Source organism: Curtobacterium sp. MCSS17_006 (assembly GCF_003234215.1).
GTDB lineage: Bacteria > Actinomycetota > Actinomycetes > Actinomycetales > Microbacteriaceae > Curtobacterium > Curtobacterium flaccumfaciens.
Map to the genome: position 1 here is coordinate 37,422 of NZ_QKSO01000004.1, position 23,062 is coordinate 60,483.

A 23,062-nucleotide genomic window follows, 5' to 3' on the forward strand; every position below is an offset into this window, starting at 1 on the left:
AAGAGGCCTCGATGACCACCGGCACCGGGAACGCGCAGCTCGAACTCGCCCGCGGCGGCGACGCACCCGCCCCACGGACCCTGTTCGACGTCCTGGCGGCGACCGCGGCGACCCACCCGGACGCGACCGCGCTCGAGGACCCCGCCGGCAGCGTCGACTACGCCGCCCTGCTCGACCTCGTGCGCGCGCAGGCCGACGACCTGGCACGCCGGGGCGTCCGTCGAGGCGACCGGGTCGGGGTGCGCATCCCCTCCGGTGGGCGTGACCTGTACCTGTCGATCCTCGCCGTGCTCGCCGCCGGAGCGGCCTACGTGCCGGTCGACGCGGACGACCCCGAGGAGCGCGCCACCCTGGTGTTCGGCGAGGCCGGTGTCGTCGGGGTGATCGGCGCGGGCGGTGTCCTGCGCGACCGCGACGGCACCGAGCTGCCGGTGACGGACCCTGCGGCGAGCGCCGAACTCCCCCGCGAGACCGACGACGCGTGGATCATCTTCACGTCCGGGTCGACCGGGGTGCCGAAGGGTGTGGCGGTCACCCACCGCAGCGCTGCGGCGTTCGTGGACGCCGAGGCGCGGATGTTCCTGCAGGCGGCGCCGATCGGTCCGGGTGACCGGGTGCTGGCGGGGCTGAGCGTGGCGTTCGACGCGTCGTGCGAGGAGATGTGGTTGGCGTGGGGACACGGGGCCGCGTTGGTGCCGGCGCCCCGGTCGTTGGTGCGGACGGGGGTGGACCTGGGGCCGTGGCTCATCGCGCACACGATCACGGTGGTGTCGACGGTGCCGACGCTGGCGGCGTTGTGGCCGGACGATGCGATGGAGCAGGTGCGGCTGGTGATCTTCGGTGGTGAGGCGTGCCCGCCGGAGCTGGCGGCGCGCATCACGAGTCGTGACCGTGAGGTGTGGAACACGTACGGGCCGACCGAGGCGACGGTGGTGGCGTGCGGGTCCCTGCTCGACGGGAGCCAGCCGATCCGGATCGGGTTGCCGCTGGACGGGTGGGATCTGGCCGTGGTGGACGGTGCCGGTCAGCGGGTGGAGCCGGGCGGCGTCGGGGAGCTCGTGATCGGTGGCGTCGGACTGGGGCGGTACCTGGACCCGGCGAAGGACGCGGAGAAGTACGCGCCGTTCCCGGAGCTCGGGTGGGAGCGGGCGTACCGGAGCGGGGACCTGGTTCGGTACGAGCCCGAGGGGCTGGTGTTCCAGGGGCGCGCGGATGACCAGGTGAAGCTCGGCGGCCGGCGGATCGAGCTCGGGGAGATCGATGCGGCGCTGCAGGCCCTGGACGACGTGGCGGGTGGGGCCGCGGTGGTGCAGCGGACCCCGGCGGGCAACCAGGTGCTGGTCGGGTACGTGGCTCCGGTGGCCGGGGCGACGGTGGACGTGGCTGCGGCGAACGCCCGGTTGCGGCAGGAGCTGCCGGCGGCGCTGGTGCCGTTGGTGGCCGTGGTGGAGTCGCTGCCGACGCGGACGTCGGGCAAGGTCGACCGCGCGGCGCTGCCGTGGCCGTTGCCCGGTGCCTCGGACGCGGCGATGCTGCCGGACACGGTGGCGTGGATCGCCGAGCGGTGGTCGGCGATCCTGGGGGTGCCGGTGGCGAGCGTCGACGACGACTTCTTCGCGCACGGCGGTGGGTCGTTGACGGCGGCGCAGCTGGTGTCGGCCATCCGGGAGCGGTTCCCGACGACGACGGTGGCGGACGTGTACGACCACCCGCGGATCGGGGCGTTGGCGGCGGCGCTCGACGAGTCCGGCCAGGTCGAGGCGTCGTCGCGCGACGTCACGCCGGTGCCCCCGACGACGGGGTTGCTGATGACGCTGCTCGGGCTGCCGGTGCAGGTGCTCCGGGGGCTGCGGGTGCTGACGTGGACGGCCCTGGTGGCCGCGGTGCTGCACGCGACGACGCTGCCGTTCCTGCCGGTGCTGCCCTGGCCGGTGCTGGTGCTGGCGCTCCTGGTGTTCGTGACGCCGATCGGCAAGATGGCGCTGACCGTGGTGCTCGCGCGGCTGCTGCTCGCCGGGGTCCGGCCGGGGTCGTACCCCCGTGGCGGTTCGGTGCACCTGCGGGTCTGGCTGGCCGAGCGCATCGCCGAGGCGGTCGACGGCCCCTCGACGGCGGGCGCCCCGTGGATCAGCTACTACGCCCGGGCCCTCGGCGCGCGGATCGGCAGGGACGTCGACCTGCACACGCTGCCGCCGGTGACCGGGATGCTCACGATCGGCAAGCGTGCCTCGATCGAGCCCGAGGTCGACCTGGCCGGGCACTGGCTCGACGGCGACGTGTTCCACCTGGGGCACGTCCGCGTCGACGAGGACGCCGTGGTGCGCAGCCGGACGACGCTGCTGCCCGGGGCGCACGTCGGCGCGGGTGCCGAGATCACCGCGGGTTCCGCCGTCGGCGGCCCGGTGCCCGCGGGCGAACGCTGGGCAGGAGCACCTGCGGAGCGCACCGGGTCGGCTCGTGACGACCGGGAGGCCCGTCCCGCGACCCGACGACGCTGGCTGCTCGCGTACGGGGCCGGGTCCCTGGCCGTGGCCGGGTTGCCGGTGGTCGGTGTCGCGGTCGGACTGCTGGTCGCCCTCGCCCTGGTCGGGCGGGCGTCGACCCTGGGCGACGCGGTGCTCCGTGCGCTGGTGACGGTCCCCCTGGCGACGGTCGTCGCCGGTGCGGTGTACGCGCTGCTGGTGGTGGTCGCGGTGCGGCTGCTCGGCATCGGCCTGCACGAGGGGCGGCACCCGGTGCGCTCCCGGATCGGCTGGCAGGTGTGGTCGACCGAGCGGGTGCTCGACGCGGCGCGCACCCTGCTGTTCCCGCTGTACGCCTCGCTCGTGACGCCGGTGTGGCTGCGGCTGCTCGGCGCCCGCGTCGGGCGGGACACCGAGATCTCGACGGTGCTGCTCATCCCGGCGTTGACGCAGATCGCGTCGGGGGCGTTCCTGGCCGACGACACGATGGTGGCGACGTACGAGCTCGGCGGCGGTCGGGTGCGGATCGGTCGCTCGAAGGTCGGCCGTCGCGCGTTCCTCGGCAACAGCGGCATGACGGGTGCCGGGCGCTCGGTGCCGCGCGAGGCCCTGGTGGCGGTGCTGTCCGCGGTACCGAAGAAGGCCAAGCGCGGGTCGTCGTGGCTCGGGTCGCCCCCGGTGCGGCTGCGGCGCGCGGCGACGGAGTTCGACGAGGCGCGCACGTTCCGCCCGTCCAGGCGGCTCAAGGTCGCCCGCGGCTGCTGGGAGCTGCTGCGCCTGGTGGCCCCGATGGTCTCCGCCGCCATCGCGCTCGGCGTGGCCGGAGCCCTGCTGACGCTGTGGTCGGCCGTCGGGATCGGGTGGACGGTGTTGCTCGCCGGACCGGTGCTCATCGCCGCCGGTGCCGTCGCCGCCGTGGTCTCGACGATCGCGAAGTGGGCGTTCGTCGGCCGGATCACCGCCCGGGAGCACCCGCTGTGGTCGTCGTTCGTGTGGCGCAACGAGGTGCAGGACACGTTCGTCGAGACCGTCGCGCGCCCCTGGTTCGCCGAGCAGGCCACCGGCACCCCCGCGCTGGCCGTCTGGCTGCGGAGCCTCGGTGCGACGATCGGCCGCGGCACCTGGCTCGAGACGTACTGGCTGCCCGAGGCCGACCTGGTCACCATCGGCTCCGGGGCGTCGGTGGCACGCGGGACGGTCGTGCAGACGCACCTGTTCCACGACCGCGTGATGCAGCTCGACACCGTCCGGATCGACGCGGGTGCGACCCTCGGGCCGCACAGCGTGGTCCTGCCGGCGGCCGGCATCGGTGCCGGGGCGACCGTCGGGCCGTCCTCGCTCGTGATGCGCGGTGAGCAGGTGCCGACGGGCTCCCGCTGGTCCGGCAACCCGATCGCTCCGTGGACATCGGCAGCTCCCTCGGTGACCGCCCCACCGGCGCCATGAGGTTGACTGTCCCCGTGCCCTCCGATCCCGCCGCAGACCCGTACACCCCGCACAGCGGCGACCGACGGTGGAGCGCCGAGCACTACGAGCTCCGTCTCGACTACCGCGTCGCCACGAACCGCCTGGACGGCACCGCCACGATCACCGCGCGTGCCCTCGAGCCGCTCGACAAGGTCGTGATCGACCTGCACGGGCTCACGGTCGACCGGGTCGACGTCGACGGACGCCGGGCCAAGAAGGTCTCGACCGCGACGCACAAGGTGACGGTCACCCCGGCCGACCCCATCGCCGCCGACACCGTGTTCAGCGTGCACCTGCGGTACCGCGGCACCCCGCACCCCGTCCGGAGCGCGTGGGGGCAGCTCGGCTGGGAGGAACTGTCCGACGGCGTCATCGTCGCCGCGCAGCCCACGGGCGCGCCGTCGTGGTTCCCGTGCAACGACCGCCCCGACGACAAGGCCACGTACCGGATCGAGATCGCGGCCGAGGCGGCGTACGACGTCCTGGCGAACGGGGAGCTGCTCGCCAAGGAGCGCGACCGCGTCGGCACCCGCTGGACCTACGCCACCACCGAGCCGATGGCGACCTACCTGGCGACCGTCCAGATCGGCCGGTACCGCACCACGAAGCTGCGCTCGAGCGGGGTCCCCGTCACGCTGCACCACCCCGCCGACCTCGCCGCCGCCGCGAAGACCGACTTCGGCCAGGTGCCGGAGATGCTCGCGCTGTTCGGTGACCGGTTCGGCCCGTACCCGTTCGCGGCGTACGGCGTCGTGGTGACCGACGACGACCTGGAGATCCCGCTCGAGGCCCACGGCCTGGCGGTGTTCGGCCGGAACCACGTCGACGGCGAGCACGGGACCGACCGTCTCATCGCCCACGAGCTCGCCCACCAGTGGTTCGGCAACTCCGTCACGGTCAGCCGGTGGCAGGACATCTGGCTGCACGAGGGGTTCGCCTGCTACGCCGAGTGGCTGTGGTCCGAGGACCGCGGCGACGACACCGCCGACCAGCTGGCCGAGCGGTACCGGCAGGGACTGCTCGAGCAGCCGGAGGACCTGGTCGTCGGCGACCCGGGTGCGAGGGACATGTTCGACGACCGCGTCTACAAGCGCGGCGCCCTCGCCCTGCACGCTGTCCGCCGCACGTTCGGCGACGACGCCTTCTTCACCGGGCTGCGGAGCATCACCGAGCGGCACCGGCACGGATCCGTCACCGTGCCCGACGTGCTCCGTGCGTTCGCGGACGCCGCCGGCCGCTCGGTCGCGGACGTCGGTGCGGTGACCGGGCCCTGGATCGACGAGGCATCGGTGCCGGCACTGCCCGCTGGCTAGCGGGCTCCGCCGCCGCGCCGGTCAGCAGGCTCCGCCGCCGCGCCGGTCAGCAGGCTCCGCCGCCGCGCCGGTCAGCAGGCTCCGCCGCCGCGTCGGCTAGCCCGCGAGCTCGCCGTCGACCGGGTCGCAGCTGACCTCGGACCACACCGCGTCGAGCGACAGGCCGACCACGCCCGCGACCGACGCGATCGTCGAGAACGCCGGCGTCGCGATGCGGCCGGTCTCGATCTTCCGGAGCGTCTCCGGCGAGATCCCCGCGGCCAGGGCGGTGTCCACGATCGACCGCGGACCACGGGCACGACGGAGCAGCGCACCGAGGCGACGACCGCGCGCGACCTCGTCGGGACGGAGTGGGAGACGGACCATGGACACATAGTAATACCGGTATGATCATCCGCGTGATCGAGATCCTGACCCCCGCCGAGGTCGACAAGGGCCGCGCCACCGGAGCCCTCGTCGGCACGATCCTGCAGACCCTGCGCGAACGCACCCGCGTCGGCACGAACCTGCTCGAGATCGACCGGTGGGCGAAGCAGATGATCGAGGCCGCCGGTGCCGACTCCTGCTATGTCGACTACGCACCCTCGTTCGGCCGCGGCCCGTTCGGCCACCACATCTGCACGGCCGTGAACGACGCCGTCCTGCACGGGCTGCCGCACGACCGGGTGCTGCAGGACGGCGACCTGCTGACCCTCGACCTCGCGGTGTCCCTGGACGGCATCGCCGCCGACGCCGCGATCAGCTTCGTCGTCGGTACCGCACGCCCCGAGGATCTCGCACTCATCGACGCCACCGAACGCGCGCTGGCCGCGGGCATCGCCGCCGCCGGACCGGGCGCCCGCATCGGTGACCTGTCCCACGCGATCGGCACCGTGCTCGAGGCCGCGGGCTACCCGGTGAACGTCGAGTTCGGCGGGCACGGCATCGGCTCGACCATGCACCAGGACCCGCACGTGTCGAACACCGGTCGCCCCGGTCGCGGCTACACGCTCCGGCCCGGGCTCCTGCTCGCGCTCGAACCGTGGGTGATGGCGGACACCGACGTCCTGGTCACCGACGCCGACGGGTGGACCCTGCGGAGTGCCACGGGAGCGCGGACCGCCCACACCGAGCACACCATCGCGATCACCGCGGACGGCGCCGAGGTGCTCACGCTCCCCCGCTGAACGCCCCGACCACGTCGACGGGCAGGCCACCCGCCGCGACGACGAGCACGACGTCCGGCGCGGGGTACAGCACGGTGAGCGGTTGTCCGGCACCCTCGAACACGGCGGTGCCCGCGGCCACGTCGACCTCCACCGCGAGCGGGTCGACGCGCAGCCCGCGTCCGTCGCGTTTCAGCACGGCCTCCTTCGCCGCCCACGCCGTGGCGAGGAGCGCCGGGTCCCCGTCGGCTCGACGGAGTTCGTCCGAGGTGAACGCATCGAGGGGCGCGGCAGCGACCCGCGACACCCGTTCGACGTCGACACCGAGTGCCGACGGTCCGACCGCGAGGGCGACGACGCCCGGGGCGCGCGACAGGCTCACGCCGACCGTGGTGCCCGCGACGGTCGCCCACGGACGACCGTGGTCGGTCCCCGCGCAGTGCGGACAGACGCGCCCCGCGCGCACGGCGACCGGCTCGACGCCGGTCGCCGACGCGACGGCGGCGACCAGGGCCTCCCGGTCGTCCGCGCGATCAGCAGCCGGCGTCCGGAGCGTCACCGTGACGGTCTGGAGGCGCGACCCACCGACCGGGGCAGCGCCCGTCGGTCGTGTGGTCGCGCCCAGAGCGGATCAGGCGTGCGTCAGCGCGATGAGCGCGACGTTCATGGTGCTGTACTGCCCCTCGGAGCGGGTCGCCTGGCGAACTCGTCCGCGCAGGACCTCGTAACGGCCGTCGTGCTCGCGCACGAAACCGATCACACCCGTCGCCGGAGTCGACACCCGGTGGTAGCCGTCCTCGAGCGGGACGACCTCGGTGCTCGTGGTGCGTTCCATCGTTCTTCCCCTTCCGTTCATCCTCGAACAGTGGCGCCAGCATACCCCGGTACGGGGGACAAGACGTCCACAGGAAGCACGGTCCGGAGCGTTCCCCCAGAGTCTGGCGGTGCCCCTGCGTGGCCTGGATAGACTCCGGGCGACAGCGCACTCGTGGCGCGGTCCGGTGCGGTGCCACGGGGTACCGACCGGCGACGGACGGAGGACGGATGCGAGCGGTCCAGCACGGATCGGGCACGGACGGATCGAGCGGGCACAGGGGGACAACGCGGCTTTGGAGCCGTGTGACGGCCGCCCTCGTCGCGATGCTGATCGTCCTGGCTCCGGCAGCGACCGCCCACGCCACGGCGCCCGTCGACCTGGGCGGCGCGTACGTCCTCGACGAGGCCGACGCGCTGACCGCATCCCAGCAGTCGAAGGTCGAGCAGGCCGTGCAGGACCTGTACTCCGAGACCCAGACGCAGCTGTACGTCGTGTTCGTGCCGTCCTTCACCGACCCCACCGACCACACCGAGTGGGGTCGGGCGGTGCTCGAGCAGAACCAGATCGACAGCGACGGCATCCTGCTCTCGGTCGCGGTCACCGAGCGCAACTACGACGTGCAGCAGACGAACGAGACCGCGATCTCGGAGTCCGACGTGCAGAACGCCGTCGACGATTCGCTGCTGCCCCGGCTCAAGCAGGATGACTGGTCCGGCGCCGCCGTGGCCTTCGCCGACGGGCTGACCCAGTCGCAGGCCCCGGTGGACCTGACCTGGCTGTGGATCCTGCTGCTCGTCGTGGTCGTCGGGCTCGTCGTCGTGGTCCTGGTCATCCGGACCCGCAACAAGCGCCGCACCGCCGCAGCGACCGAGGCGCAGGAAGCCTCGCTCGCCGACCTCGAACGCACCGCCGGCGGTGCCCTGGTCACCATCGACGACGAACTCCGAACGGCCGAGCAAGAGGTCGGGTTCGCGAGCGCGCAGTTCGGCCCCGACGCCGCCAAGCCCTTCGCCGACGCCGTCCAGGCCGCCCAGCGCGAGGTCCGCAAGGCCTTCACGATCCGGCAGCAGCTCGACGACGAGATCCCCGACACCCCGCAGCAGCGCGCCGAGTGGGCGAACCAGATCATCGTGATCTGCGAACGTGCGCACGCCGCGATCGAGGAGCAGACCGAGGCGTTCGACCAGCTCCGCTCGCTCGAGGACGGCATCGAGGACGCCGCGGCAGCGCTCGCCCAGGCCGTGGCCGCCGCACCGGCATCGGTCGGAGCCGCCGCCGCTGCGCTCGACCGCGTCCGCGCGCGCTACACCGGCCGCACCCTCGCCACCGTGGCGAACAACGTCGACCAGGCCCACCAGGTGCTCGCCTTCGCCACCGAACGCTCGAACGCCGCCACCGCCTCCATCGCCGCCGGCGACAAGGGCGAGGCGGTCGTGGCCGTGCGCGACGCCCAGCACGCGCTCGCCCAGGTGCAGCAGCTCACCGACGGCGCACTCGCCGCCGAGCAGTCCTTCGACGAGGCCACCGCCCGCGCCGAGGCGATGCGCATCGACATCCAGGGCGACGTCGCCGCCGCCCGCAGCCTGCGCTCGGGCGGGCCGGACCTCGCCGCCGCGGTCACCCGCGCCGAGGCCGTGCTCCGCCAGGGGCTCGACCCGAAGGACCCCGTGGCGGCCGTCGACGCGCTGACCCGGGCGAACACCGAGATCGACCAGGCCATCGCCACGGCCCGGGGTGCCGAGGAGCAGCGCCAGCGCGCCACCCAGGCGCTCGACGCGGCCCTGCGCGATGCCCGGAACCGGATCAGCCAGGCCCGCGACTACGTCTCCCTGCACCGCGGCGGCATCGGCCCGACGGCCCGGACCCGGCTGTCCGAAGCCCAGCGCGCCTACGACGACGCCGTCGAACTCGCCCCGAGCAACCCCGGCCAGGCCCTCAACGCCGCCCGCGCGGCCGAGCAGTACGCGGCCGCCGCGATGGACGCCGCCAACGACGACCTCGGCGGCTGGGGCGGCGGCCAGGGCGGTGGCGGAGGCGGCGCCCAGCTCGGCGGCCTCGTCACCGGACTCGTCCTCGGCGGCCTGCTCGGCGGTCGCGGCGGCAGCTACGGCGGCGGTTCCTTCGGGGGCGGCGGCTTCTCCGGCGGCGGCCGCTTCTGACCCGACGCGCTCCCCCGGCACCCAGAACCAGACACGACCCGACAACACCGTCCACAGGACTTCCACGAAAGGGAACAGCAATGGCCAAGCAGACCATCTTCGGACGCATCTCCACCCTCGTGCGCGCGAACATCAACCAGATCATCGACGACGCCGAGGACCCGCAGAAGATGCTGGACCAGCTCGTCCGCGACTACACGAACAACATCGCCGACGCGAAGACCGCGATCGCGCAGACCATCGGCAACGTGCGCCTGCTCGAGCAGGACCACGAAGAGGACAAGAAGGCCGCGGTCGAGTGGGGCCAGAAGGCCGCCAACGCCTCCACCGCAGCCGACAAGTACCGCTCCGAGGGCAAGTCGGCCGAGGCGGACAAGTTCGACAACCTCGCCAAGATCGCGATCGGCAAGCAGATCGCCGCCGAGCAGGAGGTCAAGGACGCGGAGCCGAACCTGGCGTCGCAGAACGAGGCCGTCGAGAAGCTCAAGACCGGTCTCGCCGGCATGGAGCAGAAGCTCGAGCAGCTCCGCGCGAAGCGGGACAACCTCGTCGCCCGCTCGAAGACCGCCGAGGCGCAGTCCCGCGTCAACGACGCCCTCGGCAACATCGACGTGCTCGACCCGACGAGCGACCTCGGCCGCTTCGAGGAGAAGGTCCGCCGCGAAGAGGCGAAGGTGCTCGGCCAGCAGGAGCTGCAGTCGTCGAGCCTCGACGCACAGTTCGAGAGCCTCGAGGACGTCGGCAAGGACGCCGAGGTCGAGGCACGGCTCGCCGCGCTGAAGTCCGGCGGATCCTCGAGCATCTGACGAACGCCCTGACGACGCCGGACCCCAGCTGACAGACTGAGACGATGCACTTCCTCGTGGTCGGTCAGTGGCAGGGTTCGGCGTCGTCGCGCGCGATGCGCCTCGGGGACGGCGCGTCGGCGATCGCGGCCGACCTCCCCCGGGCGTCCACCACCGTGGTCGACGTCCCGGCCGGAGCGGGTGACCGCCTCGAGACCGCCGTCGCCCGCTACACCTCGGTGCTCGCCGTCGCCGAACGCGTCGCCGAGGAAACAGCCGTCGCCACCGAACCGGTGCTCGTCGTCGGCGGTGACGGCGCCAGTGTCCTCGGCGCGACCGCCGCCCTCGCACCGGACACCGCGTTCGTCCGCATCTCCGGGTCCAGCGGGTACCGCGCGCTCAACCGGGCACAGCCCGTCGCCGCCGAGACCGCCGCCCTGCGCCTGCTGGTCGACCGCCCTGACGACCTGTTCCCCGGCCTGCCGGTCGTCCCCGCTTCGTCGGTCGTCGTCGCCGGGGTCCGCGGGGTCGAGGACGCCGAACGGGCCGCCCTCGACAAGGCCGGGATCGTGCACCTCGACGTCGACGCCGCCACCCCGGACGCCCTCACCGCAGCGGTCGAGCGGACCGGTGCCGCATCGGTCTTCGTGCACGTCGACCTCGACGTCCTCGACCCGTCCGAGGTCGACGGACTCCTCGAACCCGTCCCGTTCGGCCTCGACGGCGCAGCGCTCGTCGAGCGCATCCAGGCCGCGACCCGCGGCCGCCGCCTCGTCGGCGCCGCGCTCACCGGATTCGCCCCCGTCGACCCGGACCGGGCGGTGGACGACCTCGGCGTGATCCTGCGCGTCGTCGGAGCGGTGACCAGCGCCTCCCGGGTGGGCTGACCACACGTCCGACGCGACCGGCGGACGCCCTGCCGTCCCGCGTACGCTCGGCAGCATGACGGACTACGACCTCATCGTGATCGGAGCCGGCGCTGTCGGCGAGAACGTGGCGGACTACGCCAGGAAGCGCGACCTGTCGGTCGCGATCGTGGAGGCCGAGCTCGTCGGCGGCGAGTGCTCCTACTGGGCGTGCATGCCCTCGAAGGCGCTCCTGCGCAGCGGACACGCCCTCGCCGCCGCCAAGCGGCTCGACGGTGCGAAGCAGGCCGTGACCGGCACGCTCGACGCCGCCCACGTGCTCGCCCGCCGCAACTCGTTCACCTCCGGCTGGAAGGACGACAGCCAGGTCTCGTGGCTCGAGTCCGCCGGCATCGACCTGATCCGCGGGCACGCCCGCATCACCGGCCCGAAGACCATCGACGTCGACGGCGAGACGCACACGGCGCGCGCAGCCGTCGCGGTCGTCACCGGTTCCCTGCACACGCTGCCCCCGGTGCCCGGTCTCGCCGAGGCGAAGCCGTGGGGCACCCGCGAGGGCACCAGCGCCCAGCAGGTCCCCGAGAGCCTGCTCGTCATCGGCGGCGGCGTCTCCGGCTCGGAGCTCGCGACCGCGTGGGCGTCCCTCGGCGCGAAGGTCACCCTCGTCGCCCGGCACGGTCTGCTCGGCGGCATGGAGCCCTTCGCCGGGGAACTCGTCGCCGACTCCCTGCGCGAACTCGGTGTCGACGTCCGCACCGGCGTCAACCCGGTCCGGGTCGACCGCGACGAGCACGGTCTCGTCACCACGGAGCTCGACGACGGCACCACGGTCATCACGAGCGAGGTGCTCGCCGCCACCGGCCGCGCCGCACACACGCGTGACCTCGGGCTCGAGACCGTCGGCCTGACCGCGGGCGACTGGCTCGACGTCGACGACACCATGCTCGTGCACGGCACCGACTGGTTGTACGCCGTGGGTGACGTCAACCACCGCGTCCTGCTCACGCACCAGGGCAAGTACCAGGCGCGTGCCGCCGGCGAGGCGATCGCCGCCCGGTACCAGGGCACGCCGCTGCACACCGAGCCGTGGGGTGCCCACGTCGCCACCGCCGACCACGCCGCCTCGCCGCAGGTCACCTTCACCGACCCCGAGGTCGCGAGCGTCGGCCTGACCGAGGCGAAGGCCCGCGAGCAGGGGCTGAACGTCCGCGCGGTCGAGTACGACCTCGGTGCAATCGCCGGGTCCTCCCTGCAGGCAGACGGCTACACGGGCCGCGCGAAGATGGTCGTCGACGAGGACCGCGGGGTCGTCGTGGGCGTCACGTTCGTCGGCCAGGACGTCGCCGAGATGCTGCACGGTGCCACCGTCGCCGTCGTGGGCGAGGTCCCGATCGACCGCCTGTGGCACGCGGTGCCGGCATACCCGACGATGAACGAGATCTGGCTCCGCCTGCTCGAGACGTACGGCCGCCCGGCCTGAGCGTGCGCAACCCGCTGCTCGACTCCCCCGTGTCCCGTGCGGGGTGGGTGTTCGCGACCGCTGTCGGGCTCGCCGTGGGCGTCCCCCTGTCGACCGGGCGGATCCGGGTGGAGGACGGGCTCGTGGTCTGCACGGGGCTGCCGCGCTGGGTGTTCCGGCGCGGCGGCACCTGCGTCGGCTCGGTGTACCTGACCCGCGACAACGACGGCCCGCGGGTGCTCCGGCACGAGCGGGTGCACGTCGAGCAGTGGCGCCGGTACGGCATGCTCATGCCGCTGCTCTACGCCGTGGCCGGGCGGGATCCGCTGCGGAACCGGTTCGAGGTCGAGGCCGGCCTGGAGGACGGCGGGTACCGCTGACGGGTGCGGGGCGGGGCGGCTCGGGTGTGCTGCGGTCGCACGACACGCCGCGTGCGCGACGTCGTGGTCGAGCGAACGGTCGCCCCGACGCCGGTCGGGGGGCGGTTCGTGCGATCTCGGCCGGCGTGCCGGTCGGTCGCAACACCCCGCCTACCCCGCGGCGAGCGGTCGCAGACCGTCGCCCGCGGCGCCGCCAGCAGACAGTTCGTGACCACTCGGTGCCCGGCCGACGGCCTTTCGTGACCACTCGACGGCGGGCCGGCCAGGCGACGAGACGCGACCGGTCGACGGCCTGGAGGCGCGTGCCGGCGCCGCCCCGGGCCTCCAGGCCGCCGCGCCCCACGCCCACCGCGCCCGCCCGCCGGTCGCAACACCCCGCCGGGCACGCGGCGAGCGGTCACAGACCGTCGCCTGCGGCGCCGCCAGCCGACAGTTCGTGACCACTCGGCGCCCGGGCGACGACGAGTCGTGACCACTCAGCGGCAGGCCGGCCAGGCGACGAGACGCGACCGATCGACGGCCTGGAGGCGCGTGGCGGCGTCGCCCCGGGCCTCCAGGCCGCCGCGCCCCACGCCCACTGCACGCGCCGGCCGGTCACAACACCCCGGCGGGTGCGCGGCGAGCGGTCGCAGACCGTCGCGTGCGGCGCCGCCAGCCGACAGTCCGTGACCGCTCGGCGCCCGGCCGACGACGAGTCGTGACCACTCGGCGGCGGCACGTGACCGAAGTCGCGCGACACGCCGCGTCCACGTCGCCGCGGTCGCGCGAACCGTCGTCCCGACGCCGGGCAGGCGGCAGATCGTGCGACCTCGGCCCGGCCCGGCGCCAGCCGGCCCGCGCGTCAGGCCGCGCGCCGCCGCGGCACCACGAGGGGCGTGCCGGTCTCGGGATCGGGGACGACGACGCATGGCAGGCCGAAGACGTCCTCGACGAGGTCCGCGGTGAGCACCGACGCCGGCTCCCCCGCCGAGACGATCGCCCCGTCGCGCATCGCGATGACGTGGGTGGCGTAGCGCGCAGCCTGGTTCAGGTCGTGCAGCACCGCGACGACCGTGCGACCGGCGGCGTGCAGCGTGGAGGCGAGTTCGAGCACGTCGTACTGGTGCGCGATGTCGAGGAACGTCGTCGGCTCGTCGAGCAGCACGATGTCGGTCTGCTGCGCGAGCACCATCGCGATCCACACCCGCTGCCGCTGCCCGCCGGAGAGCTCGTCGACACTGCGATCGGCGAGTTCCACCGTCGACGTCTGCTCGAGTGCGGCCTGCACGGCCTGCCGGTCGGACCCGGACGAGGGGTGCAGCAGGTCCTGGTGCGGGAACCGGCCCCGGGACACCAGGTCACGCACGGTGATGCCGTCGGGGGCGATCGGGGTCTGCGGGAGCATGCCGACTCGCCGGGCGACGGCCTTCGGGCGGTACGAGTCGATCGGCGCCCCGTCGAGGAACACCGTGCCGGCGCGCGGCTTCAGGGTGCGGGCGAAGGACTTCAGCAGCGTCGACTTGCCGCAGGCGTTCGGCCCGACGATGACCGTCAGTTCGCCGTCGGGGATGTCGACGTCGAGCGTGTCCACCACGACCCGGTCGTCGTACGCCAGGGTCAGCCCACGGGCCCCCAGCGCGGTGGTCGGGACCGGACCGAGCGCGGCGCCCGCGGCCGGCATCAGTGCTCGGCCTTGCCGTGCCGCCAGTAGCCCATGAACGCGACCTGCTTGCGGTCGATGCCGACGCCGCGCACCAGGTGGCGGCGGAGTTCCTTGACGCAGCCGGCCTCGCCCGCGATCCACGCGTAGACGGGGCGCTCGTCGACCGGGGCGGGGACGTCCCACAGCACCTGCTCGTCGACGTCGACGTCGGTGAGCTCGGCGGCCGGCTCGCACGCGGCGGCGGACGGCGCGACAGTGGAGGCCCAGGCGTGCACCTGGTCGGTCATCCGGACCCCGTGGGTGGCGCCGTTGCGGGCGATCCAGCGGACCTCGACCCCGGCGGGCGCGGTGACCGGCAGCCGGTCGGCGTCGGTGGGCACCTCGATGAAGACGTGGCCGACGGTCGAGACGTCGAGGGCTTCGAGGATGGCGCAGATGGCCGGTGCGGCGGTCTCGTCCCCGGCGAGCAGGATCCGGTTCGCGTGCCCGGGAGCGAACTCGGCGGCACCGGTCGGCAGGTCCTCCGGCGACTCGGGAACCCGCGGCCCGACGATGCGCAGCTCGTCACCGACGCGGCAGGCCGACACCCAGCGCGACGCCGGACCGGTGTCGCCGTGCGCGACGAAGTCGATGTCGAGTTCGCGGGCGTCCGGCCTGAACGAGCGGACCGTGTACGTGCGGAGCGGGTTGCGCGCGTCGTCCGGCAGCGCGCGCCAGGCGGCGTACCAGTCCTCGTGCTCCGGCAGTTCGGAGAAGCCGATGCCGGGCAGGGGCAGCACGATCTTGATCCGCTGGTCGAGACCGACCGAGGAGAAGTCGGCGAGCGCGTCGCCCGTCAGCGTCACCCGGACGAAGTTCGGGGTGAGCGACGTGACGGCGGCCACACAGACGGAGAAGACGCGATACCGGGTTGCCACGGAATCGAGTATGGCATGCCTTACCTAACGTCTCCAGGCCCCCGGAACGGTGCGAGGATCGTCCCCGTGTCCGAAGCCCCCGACGACGAATTCGCCGACCTGCCCGCCCTCGCCAGCGCGAGCGGCGTGACCACGCCGCTCCGCGCCTCCAGGCAGGTGGTCCGCACCGCGGACGGGCAGGATATCTCCGCGATCCGGTGGGGCGACGACGGCCAGGAGGCCCGGATCACCTACCTGCACGGGCTCGGCATCGACGCCCACAGCTTCGACACCACGGCACTCGCCGTGGGCGAGCCGGCGGTCGCCCTCGACCTGCCCGGCCACGGCCGGTCGTCGTGGCGGGAGGACGCGGACTACGCGGCGGCCGCGACGGCGCCGAGCGTGCTCGCCGCGCTCGACGCGCTCGCGGTGCCGCCGGGCATCGTCGTCGGCCACTCGCTCGGTGCCATCCTTTCCGCTCGGCTCGCGGCCACCGCGCCGGAGCGGGTCACCGGGCTCGTGCTCGTCGACATGTCGCCGGACTTCGCGCAGCGTGCCGTCGACCGGATCGCCCGCGCGCTCGAGGCCGAGGAGCCGTTCGAGTCGCTCGAGCAGGTCGTCGACCGGGCGATCGAGGCGCGGGTCGGCGACGACCGGCAGGTGCTGCTCCGTGAGGCCCGGCACACGACGGCCCTCGGTGCGGACGGGCGACTCGTGCGCCGTCACCACTTCCCGCACCTGCCCGCCGGGCGGACGTCGTCGGTGGGGCGCTTCGCCGATGCGTGGCCGGACCTCGAGGCCCTGCGCGTGCCGATCCTGCTCGTCCGGGGTGACCGCGGGTACGTCTCCCCGAAGCTGCACGCCGGGTTCGCCGAACGTCTGCCGGACGCCGAGATCGTGACGGTGACCTCGCGGCACGCGGTGCAGAACCAGGCACCCCTCGAACTGGCTTCGGCGATCCGGGCATGGGCGGAGCGGCACGGATTGTTGCACCCGATCGAAGAACCGTCGCCGGACGGCACCAGCCGCCGGTACCCTCGTGCGAGCGCGAGGCCCGATCCCAGCCCTCGTGCCCGGAAGGAACCCACCACCCCATGAGTCCGCTCCTGCCCCGTCGCACCGCGCGCACCTCGCGCATCGGGCGCGCTGCCCTCGCCGCCACGGCCGTCGCCGTCGTCTCCGCCCTGGCGCTGGCCGGCTGCTCCGGCTCGTCCGACACCACCGGCGGCAAGGACGCCACGGTGCGCGTCGGGCTGGTGCTCGAGCCGACGAGTCTCGACATCCGCACCCAGTCCGGGGCGGCGCTCGACCAGGTGCTCATCGACAACGTGTACCAGGGGCTCGTCGGCCGGACCGCCGACGGCGACGTCCGTGACGTGCTGGCCTCGTCGCACGAGGTCTCGGACGACGGCCTGACCTACACGTTCACGCTGCGGGACGGCACGACGTTCCAGGACGGCAAGCCGGTCACCGCGGCCGACGTCGTGTGGTCGCTCGAGCAGGTCAAGTCGAACGACTCGTACGTCGACTCCGCCAAGCTCGCGGGCGTCACGTCGATCACCGCGCCGTCCGAGGACTCCGTCGTGCTGCAACTCGCGAAGCCCGACTCCGACCTGCTCTGGAACCTGACCGGCCGCTCGGGCCTGGTGCTCGAGAAGGCCGCGGACAACGACCTGTCCGACAGCGCGAACGGCACCGGTCCGTTCGAGGTGGCCGACTGGAAGCAGGGCGACTCGCTCACCTTCGACCGCAACGAGGACTACTGGGGCACGAAGGCGAAGGTCGCGAAGATCGTCTTCCGCTACATCACGGACCCGTCGACCGCCGTCAACGCGATGGCGAACGGTGACCTCGACGTCCTGAACCCGGTCGACGGCACGCTGCAGAGCCAGCTGCAGGGCAACGCCGACATCGCGCTGCACAGCGGCAAGACGACCGACAAGTACACGCTCGCGTTCAACGACCGCAAGGAACCGTTCACGGACGAGCGCGTGCGCCGGGCCATCCGGCAGGCGATCGACGCGAAGGCGCTCATCAAGGCGATCGGCGGCACCGGCGTGGAGCAGGGCGGCCCGATCCCGGAGCTCGACCCCGGCTACGAGGACCTGACCGACATCGACGCGTACGACCCCGCGAACGCGAAGAAGCTCCTGGCCGCCGCCGGCCAGCAGGACCTGAAGCTGACGCTCACCTACGCGAACATCTACCCGACCACGATCGGCGACGTGCTGAAGTCGCAGCTCGCCGACGTCGGGATCACCCTGACGGTCAAGCGTGTCGACTTCGCCACCTGGCTGTCGTCGGTGTTCCAGGCACCGAAGTCCGGCGAGCGGGACTTCGACCTGTCGATGGTCGACCACGTCGAGGCCCGTGACTTCGGCAACTGGGCGAACCCGGACTACTACTTCGGCTACGACAACGCCGAGGTGCAGGCGCTCTACGCCCAGTCGATCGCCGCGACCGACGAGGCCACGAAGACCGAGGCACTCCGCAAGGCGGCACGCATCGTCAGCGAGGACGCGGCCGGCGAGTGGCTCTACACGGCGACCGAGATCACCGCGGTGCGCTCCGGCGTGACGGGCTTCCCGGTCGACGGCGGGAACTCGCGCCTCGACCTGGCGAAGCTCGCGGTCAAGTGAACCGGAGCGGCCGCGGCGGGGTGTCCGTCCCCGTAGCATCGGTGTCGTGACCCGGTTCCTCATCGGGCGGGTGCTCCTGCTCGTCGTCGGCCTGCTCGTGGCGAGCGTCATCATCTTCGCCACGCTCCGCGTGCTGCCCGGTGACGTCGCCCAGGTCGTCGCCGGCACGCAGTCGACCCCCGCGCAGGTGGAGCAGCTCCGGCAGCAGCTCGGACTCGACCGGCCCGTCGTGGTGCAGTACCTCGACTGGATCGGCGGGGTGTTCCGTGGTGACCTCGGCCGCTCGCTGGTGACGAACGGTGCCGTCGCACCGGAGATCGCGCAGAAGCTCGCGATCACCCTGCCGCTCGCCGCGATGTCCCTGGCGACCGCGCTGGTGATCGGTGTCCCGCTCGGGGTGGTCGCCGCGGTGCTCCGTCGCCGCCCGGGTGGTGCGGTGATCGGGTTCGCGGCGCAGGCCGTCGCCGCCGTGCCCGTGGTGTGGGCCGGCATGCTCCTCGTCGCCCTGTTCGCGGTGACGCTGCACTGGCTGCCGACGCAGGGCTTCCCGCTCGACGGCTGGTCGGAACCCGCGCGGGCGTTCGCGTCGCTCGTGCTGCCCGCGCTGACCATCGGTGCGGTCGAGGGCGCCGTGATCCTCCGGTTCACCCGGTCCGCCACGCTCTCCGTCCTCGACGCCGACCACCTGCGCACCGCCGCCGCCGTCGGACTCACCCGCACGCAGGCGCTGCTCCGCCACGGCCTGCCGAGCGTCGCCCTCACGGTGCTCGCCGTGCTCGGGGTCCAGATCGCCGGGCTGCTCGTCGGTGCCGTCGTCGTCGAGCAGCTGTTCTCGCTGCCCGGGGTCGGTCGGATGCTCGTGACCGACGTCGGCCGCCGCGACATCACGAAGGTGCAGTCGGAACTGCTCGTGCTCACCGGACTCGTGCTGCTCGTCGGGTTCGCCGTCGACGTCGTGCACCGCACCCTCGACCCCCGACAGCGCGAGGTGCAGGGATGATCCGCCGCCTGGTGTCCCGCCCGACCGGGGTCTTCGCCGTCGTCGTGCTCGGCCTGCTGCTCGTGCTCGCCGCCGTGTCGCTCGTCTGGACACCGCAGAACCCGTTCCGCGCCGACCCGTTCCACCAGTGGGAGGGGCCGAGCGCCGCGCACTGGTTCGGCACCGACGCCGCCGGCCGCGACATCGCGAGCTACCTGCTCGCCGGCACCCGCACCACCGTGCTCGTCGCCGTCGGCTCCGGAGTGATCGCGAGCGTCGTCGGCATCGTCCTCACCGCGATCGGTTCGCTCACCGCCCGCTGGGTGCGCGAGGGCACCGCGGTCCTGCTCGACATCCTGGTGGCGTTCCCGACCCTGCTCACCGCGATGCTCCTGACCGCGGTGTTCGGCGGGTCGCTCGGCGTCGTGATCGTCAGCGTCGGGCTGTCCTTCGGCGTGACGATCGCCCGCGTGGCCCGCGGCGAGATCCGGCGGATCGCCCGCAGCGACTACGTGACCGCAGCGCGGGCGTCCGGCGTCGGCGGTGCCGGGGTGCTCTTCCGCCACCTGGTGCCGAACGCGGCGCCGCTGTTCACCGTGCAGCTGTCGCTCGCGATGGCCACGGCCGTGCTCGCGGAGGCCGGGCTGTCCTACCTGGGCTACGGCGCCGGATCGGACACCGCGTCCTGGGGCAGCCTGCTGTCCGACCTGCAGACCTACATCGGGGTGCACCCGTGGAGTGCGACCTGGCCGGGAGCCGCCATCGCGATCGTCGTCGCGGCACTGTCGTTGCTCGGCGACGCGGTGCGTGATGCCTCGGACCCGCGGCTGACGACGAGCGACCGGAGCGCCGACCCGGCGACGACCACCCCGGGGGTGACCGCATGACCGGCCACGCAGCCGGCACCGCCCACGCCACCGCAGCCTCCGGGCTCGAGGTGCGCGGGTTGTCGGTCCGCATCACGGGGCGGACGATCCTCGACGACGTCACCTTCACCGTGCCTCCCGGCCAGCGCGTCGGCGTGATCGGCGCGAGCGGATCCGGCAAGTCGATGACCTCGCTCGCCCTGATGGGCCTGGAGCCCGCCGGCGCCGTCGTGACCGGCAGCGTCCGCCTGGACGGCACCGAACTGGTCGGCCTGCCCGACCGCGAGCGCGCGCGACACCGTGGATCGGGCATCGCGATGGTGTTCCAGGAGCCGGGCACCGCGCTCGACCCGCTGCGGCGCGTCGGCGCGCAGATCGCGGAGCCGCTCCGGTTGCACCGCGGGCTCGACCGACGCGCGGCACGCGCCGCAGCCGTCGACCTGGCGGCGTCCGTGGGCCTGCCCGACCCGGAGTCGCTGCTGCGGCAGTACCCGCACCAGCTGTCCGGCGGGCAGCGGCAGCGGATCTGCATCGCGATGGCGATGGCGGGTGAGCCGTCGTACCTGGTGGCCGACGAGCCGACCACGGCGCTCGACGTCACCACCGAGGCCCGCATCCTCGACCTGTTCGAGCACCTGCCGGCGGGCATGGTGTTCGTCACCCACGACCTCGCCGTGCTGGCGCGCATCGCCGACACCGCCGTGGTGCTCGACGCCGGCCGGGTGGTCGAACAGGGTCGCGTCGCGGACCTGCTCGCCGCACCGCAGCACCCCGCAACGATCGCGCTCGTCGACGCCGCCCGCGCCACCGCCAGGAGGACCGCCCCGTGACCCTCCCCGTCCTCGAGGCCACCGGTCTCCACCGCACCTACCGACTCCCCCGCCGCGGCCCGTTCGAGCCCGGGCCGGTCCGCACCGCCGTCGACGGTGTCGACCTGACGGTCGCCCCCGGCGCACGGCTCGGCATCGTCGGCGAATCGGGATCCGGCAAGTCCACGCTGGTCCGGCTGCTCGCCGGCCTGGAGGCCCCTTCCGCCGGCACCGTCGCCGCCTCCGGCCGTCCGGTGGTCGCGTCCCGGTCCGCGCGTGCGTTGCGCTGGTTCCGTCGCGAGACCGGGGTGGTGTTCCAGGACCCGTACGCGTCCCTCGACCCGCGGATGCGCGTCGGCGCGATCGTCGCCGAGCCGCTGCGGGCCCTGCAGGTCCCGGGGTCGCACGACGACCTGGTCCGTGCCGTGCTGGAGCGCGTCGACCTGCCCGCCGACACGGTCGACCGGTACCCGCACGAGTTCTCCGGCGGGCAACGGCAGCGGATCGCGATCGCCCGCGCCGTGGTGCACTCGCCCCGCATCCTGTTCGGCGACGAGCCGATGAGTGCCCTCGACGTGGTGGTCCGCGCCCGGGTGATCGAGCTGTTCCGGTCGCTCGCCGACGACCTCGGGCTGACGCTCGTGCTGGTGTCACACGACATCGGGGTCGTGCAGCGGTTGTGCGACACGGTCGCGGTGATGTCCGACGGTCGGATCGTCGAGCACGGGCCGGTGTCGCTCCTGGACGCGCCGCAGCACCCGGTGACGCGGGCGTTGGTGGCGGCGGCGCCGGGTGCAGACGTGGAACGACACCGTCGCACCTGCCCGACGCACTCGACGCGCCCGACGGCCTGAGCCGGCGGTGAACGCGGGTCGGGTACACGGGAACCATGAGCGGAGAACTCGACCAGACCGATGCACCGTTCCTCGACGCACTCCGGGACTACCACGCCCGTGACCGCTACGGGTTCTCACCGCCCGGGCACCGGCAGGGCCGCGGGGTCGACGCCGACACCCTCGCGGTGCTCGGCAAGGACCCGTTCCGGGCCGACGTGCTGGCGAGTGGCGGGCTCGACGACCGGAAGTCCTCGAACGGGTACCTGGCCACCGCCGAGGCCCTGATGGCCGAGGCCGTCGGCGCCGACACGGTGTTCTTCTCGACGTGCGGCAGCTCCCTGTCGGTGAAGGCGGCGATGCTCGCGGTGGCCGGGGTGGAGGGCGGGATCCTGGTCAGCCGCGACGCCCACAAGTCAGTGACCGCCGGCCTGGTGTTCTCCGGGTTGCAGCCGTACTGGGTGGAGCCTCGGCTCGACCGTGACCAGGGGATCTCGCACCCGCCGTCCCCCGCCGACTACGTGCGGGTCTGGGACGAGCACCCGGACGCCGCCGCCGCCCTCGTGGTCAGCCCGACGCCGTACGGCACCTGCGCGGACATCGCCGGGATCGCCGAGGTCTGCCACGAGCGGGGCAAGCCCCTCATCGTCGACGAGGCCTGGGGCGCCCACCTGCCGTTCTCGGACCGGCTGCCGTCGTGGGCGATGGACGCCGGGGCCGACGTCTGCGTCACGAGCGTCCACAAGATGGGACTCGGGTTCGAACAGGGATCCGTGCTGCACCTCCGCGGGGACCGCGTCGACCACGACCACCTGTGGGCCTGCGCCGACATGCTCATGACGACGAGCCCGAACGTCCTCGTGTACGCGGGGATGGACGGCTGGCGTCGGCACATGATGCGCGACGGCGCCGCGCTCATCGACCGGACGATCGAGCTCGCCGACCGGACCCGCGACCGCATCGAGGCGATCGCGGGCATCCACGTCCTGCACGACGAACTGCTCGGGGCCGAGGCGTCGCACCAGCTCGACCCGATGCGGATGCTCCTCGATGTCGAACCGCTGGGCATCACCGGGTACCAGGCGCACGACTGGGTCCGAGAGCACCACCGGCTCGACCTCGGGCTCTCCGACCACCGGCACCTCGGCATCGACGTCTCCCTGGCGGACGACGACTTCACGACGAGCCGCCTGCTCGACGCACTGCGCTCGCTCGCCGCGGCAGCACCGGACCTCCCGCAGACGCCGCCCGTCCGGATCCCGGACCCGTCCGGCCTGCTGCTCGAGTCGGTGATGACGCCCCGCGAGGCGTTCTTCGGCGAGGTCGAACTCGTCCCGGCCGAGGACGCAGCGGGACGAATCGCGGCCGAGCAGGTCACGCCGTACCCGCCCGGGATCCCGGCCTTTGTGCCCGGAGAGCGCCTCACCGCCGAGATGATCGACTACCTGCGCAGCGGCCTCCAGGCGGGGATGGTGATGCCCGACCCGACCGACGGCAGCCTCGACACGATCCGGGTGGTGCGCGAGACCAGCTGACCCGCATGGG

At 73.4% G+C, this 23,062-nt stretch carries 20 protein-coding genes; 15 read left to right on the forward strand and 5 right to left on the reverse strand.

Going from position 1 to position 23,062, the window contains the following annotated elements:
- Nucleotides 1-11 precede the first annotated feature (11 nt).
- Together DEJ21_RS05440 and DEJ21_RS05445 are read left to right on the forward strand one after the other, a co-directional pair.
- The gene (locus tag DEJ21_RS05440) at nt 12-3,908 is read left to right on the forward strand and encodes a Pls/PosA family non-ribosomal peptide synthetase (protein WP_111223953.1); all 3,897 of its coding nucleotides are present in this window, start codon (nt 12-14) and stop codon (nt 3,906-3,908) included.
- Nucleotides 3,909-3,922: 14 nt separating this feature from the next.
- Entirely contained in the window at nt 3,923-5,242 is a 1,320-nt protein-coding gene (locus DEJ21_RS05445; RefSeq protein WP_258374885.1) for a M1 family metallopeptidase, read from the forward strand.
- 96 nt (nt 5,243-5,338) lie between these two features.
- On the opposite strand, the gene DEJ21_RS05450 is transcribed toward DEJ21_RS05445, so the two are convergent.
- The gene (locus tag DEJ21_RS05450; protein WP_031259117.1) at nt 5,339-5,608 is read right to left on the reverse strand and encodes a helix-turn-helix domain-containing protein; all 270 of its coding nucleotides are present in this window, start codon (nt 5,606-5,608) and stop codon (nt 5,339-5,341) included.
- Nucleotides 5,609-5,640: 32 nt separating this feature from the next.
- Here DEJ21_RS05450 and map point away from each other — a divergent pair, with 32 nt between their 5' ends.
- Nucleotides 5,641-6,408, forward strand: coding sequence for a type I methionyl aminopeptidase (map, locus tag DEJ21_RS05455; protein WP_111224068.1), 768 nt, complete (start codon nt 5,641-5,643; stop codon nt 6,406-6,408).
- Here the strand turns inward: map and DEJ21_RS05460 are convergent.
- Nucleotides 6,392-6,946 carry a 4'-phosphopantetheinyl transferase superfamily protein gene (locus DEJ21_RS05460; RefSeq protein ID WP_146247702.1) on the reverse strand — a complete coding sequence of 185 codons (555 nt, stop codon included), beginning with the start codon at nt 6,944-6,946 and terminating at the stop codon, nt 6,392-6,394. The two genes, map and DEJ21_RS05460, sit on opposite strands and share 17 nt — an antisense overlap.
- Before the next feature lie 72 nt (nt 6,947-7,018).
- Entirely contained in the window at nt 7,019-7,222 is a 204-nt protein-coding gene (locus DEJ21_RS05465; RefSeq protein ID WP_017885770.1) for a hypothetical protein, read from the reverse strand.
- 284 nt (nt 7,223-7,506) lie between these two features.
- Between DEJ21_RS05465 and DEJ21_RS18665 the strand changes: the two genes are divergently transcribed.
- The 5 genes from DEJ21_RS18665 (at nt 7,507) to DEJ21_RS05490 (ending at nt 12,853) form a co-directional block, all read left to right on the forward strand.
- Nucleotides 7,507-9,363, forward strand: a complete 1,857-nt coding sequence (locus DEJ21_RS18665) for a TPM domain-containing protein (protein ID WP_181435790.1) — start codon at nt 7,507-7,509, stop codon at nt 9,361-9,363.
- 80 nt (nt 9,364-9,443) lie between these two features.
- Complete coding sequence (locus DEJ21_RS05475) at nt 9,444-10,169, forward strand: PspA/IM30 family protein (protein ID WP_017885772.1); 726 nt, start codon at nt 9,444-9,446, stop codon at nt 10,167-10,169.
- A gap of 44 nt (nt 10,170-10,213) precedes the next feature.
- Complete coding sequence (locus DEJ21_RS05480) at nt 10,214-11,035, forward strand: arginase family protein (protein ID WP_111223957.1); 822 nt, start codon at nt 10,214-10,216, stop codon at nt 11,033-11,035.
- A 55-nt stretch (nt 11,036-11,090) separates the two neighbouring features.
- Entirely contained in the window at nt 11,091-12,494 is a 1,404-nt protein-coding gene (locus DEJ21_RS05485) for an NAD(P)/FAD-dependent oxidoreductase (protein ID WP_111223958.1), read from the forward strand.
- Nucleotides 12,495-12,496: 2 nt separating this feature from the next.
- On the forward strand, nt 12,497-12,853 hold the full coding sequence (locus tag DEJ21_RS05490; RefSeq protein ID WP_175330772.1) for a Fe-S oxidoreductase: 357 nt from the start codon (nt 12,497-12,499) through the stop codon (nt 12,851-12,853).
- An 841-nt stretch (nt 12,854-13,694) separates the two neighbouring features.
- On the opposite strand, the gene DEJ21_RS05495 is transcribed toward DEJ21_RS05490, so the two are convergent.
- Both DEJ21_RS05495 and DEJ21_RS05500 read right to left on the reverse strand, forming a co-directional pair.
- The gene (locus tag DEJ21_RS05495; protein ID WP_111223959.1) at nt 13,695-14,513 is read right to left on the reverse strand and encodes an ABC transporter ATP-binding protein; all 819 of its coding nucleotides are present in this window, start codon (nt 14,511-14,513) and stop codon (nt 13,695-13,697) included.
- Nucleotides 14,513-15,412 carry a siderophore-interacting protein gene (locus tag DEJ21_RS05500; RefSeq protein WP_258374886.1) on the reverse strand — a complete coding sequence of 300 codons (900 nt, stop codon included), beginning with the start codon at nt 15,410-15,412 and terminating at the stop codon, nt 14,513-14,515. Before DEJ21_RS05500 ends, DEJ21_RS05495 begins: the two co-directional genes overlap by 1 nt.
- Nucleotides 15,413-15,478: 66 nt before the next feature.
- Between DEJ21_RS05500 and DEJ21_RS05505 the strand changes: the two genes are divergently transcribed.
- From DEJ21_RS05505 to DEJ21_RS05535, 7 genes are read left to right on the forward strand one after another with little or no spacing between them, the layout of a single operon-like run.
- Nucleotides 15,479-16,489: an alpha/beta fold hydrolase gene (locus tag DEJ21_RS05505; protein ID WP_181435791.1), complete on the forward strand. Its 1,011-nt coding sequence runs from the start codon at nt 15,479-15,481 to the stop codon at nt 16,487-16,489.
- Entirely contained in the window at nt 16,486-18,030 is a 1,545-nt protein-coding gene (locus tag DEJ21_RS05510; RefSeq protein WP_111223962.1) for an ABC transporter substrate-binding protein, read from the forward strand. The genes DEJ21_RS05505 and DEJ21_RS05510 overlap by 4 nt, the downstream gene beginning before the upstream one ends.
- A gap of 46 nt (nt 18,031-18,076) precedes the next feature.
- Nucleotides 18,077-19,030, forward strand: a complete 954-nt coding sequence (locus DEJ21_RS05515; protein ID WP_111223963.1) for an ABC transporter permease — start codon at nt 18,077-18,079, stop codon at nt 19,028-19,030.
- On the forward strand, nt 19,027-19,896 hold the full coding sequence (locus DEJ21_RS05520; protein WP_111038607.1) for an ABC transporter permease: 870 nt from the start codon (nt 19,027-19,029) through the stop codon (nt 19,894-19,896). Before DEJ21_RS05515 ends, DEJ21_RS05520 begins: the two co-directional genes overlap by 4 nt.
- Nucleotides 19,893-20,705, forward strand: a complete 813-nt coding sequence (locus DEJ21_RS05525; protein WP_111223964.1) for an ABC transporter ATP-binding protein — start codon at nt 19,893-19,895, stop codon at nt 20,703-20,705. Before DEJ21_RS05520 ends, DEJ21_RS05525 begins: the two co-directional genes overlap by 4 nt.
- A complete protein-coding gene (locus tag DEJ21_RS05530; protein ID WP_258374887.1) occupies nt 20,702-21,538 on the forward strand; it encodes an ABC transporter ATP-binding protein in 837 nt (278 codons plus the stop codon). Before DEJ21_RS05525 ends, DEJ21_RS05530 begins: the two co-directional genes overlap by 4 nt.
- Before the next feature lie 35 nt (nt 21,539-21,573).
- Nucleotides 21,574-23,052 (forward strand): aminotransferase class I/II-fold pyridoxal phosphate-dependent enzyme, encoded by a 1,479-nt coding sequence (locus DEJ21_RS05535; RefSeq protein WP_111223965.1) that lies wholly within the window; start codon nt 21,574-21,576, stop codon nt 23,050-23,052.
- The last annotated feature ends 10 nt before the right edge of the window (nt 23,053-23,062 follow it).

Excerpts from the sequence above, each read along its gene's own strand:
- DEJ21_RS05440 (WP_111223953.1), top strand. The coding sequence starts at position 12 with ATGACCACCGGCACCGGGAACGCGCAGCTCGAACTCGCCCGCGGCGGC.
- DEJ21_RS05525 (WP_111223964.1), top strand. The coding sequence starts at position 19,893 with ATGACCGGCCACGCAGCCGGCACCGCCCACGCCACCGCAGCCTCCGGG.
- DEJ21_RS05520 (WP_111038607.1), top strand. The coding sequence starts at position 19,027 with ATGATCCGCCGCCTGGTGTCCCGCCCGACCGGGGTCTTCGCCGTCGTC.
- DEJ21_RS05535 (WP_111223965.1), top strand. The coding sequence starts at position 21,574 with ATGAGCGGAGAACTCGACCAGACCGATGCACCGTTCCTCGACGCACTC.
- DEJ21_RS05475 (WP_017885772.1), top strand. The coding sequence starts at position 9,444 with ATGGCCAAGCAGACCATCTTCGGACGCATCTCCACCCTCGTGCGCGCG.
- DEJ21_RS05510 (WP_111223962.1), top strand. The coding sequence starts at position 16,486 with ATGAGTCCGCTCCTGCCCCGTCGCACCGCGCGCACCTCGCGCATCGGG.
- DEJ21_RS05485 (WP_111223958.1), top strand. The coding sequence starts at position 11,091 with ATGACGGACTACGACCTCATCGTGATCGGAGCCGGCGCTGTCGGCGAG.
- DEJ21_RS05495 (WP_111223959.1), bottom strand. The coding sequence starts at position 14,513 with ATGCCGGCCGCGGGCGCCGCGCTCGGTCCGGTCCCGACCACCGCGCTG.
- DEJ21_RS05465 (WP_017885770.1), bottom strand. The coding sequence starts at position 7,222 with ATGGAACGCACCACGAGCACCGAGGTCGTCCCGCTCGAGGACGGCTAC.
- DEJ21_RS05480 (WP_111223957.1), top strand. The coding sequence starts at position 10,214 with ATGCACTTCCTCGTGGTCGGTCAGTGGCAGGGTTCGGCGTCGTCGCGC.
- DEJ21_RS05450 (WP_031259117.1), bottom strand. The coding sequence starts at position 5,608 with ATGGTCCGTCTCCCACTCCGTCCCGACGAGGTCGCGCGCGGTCGTCGC.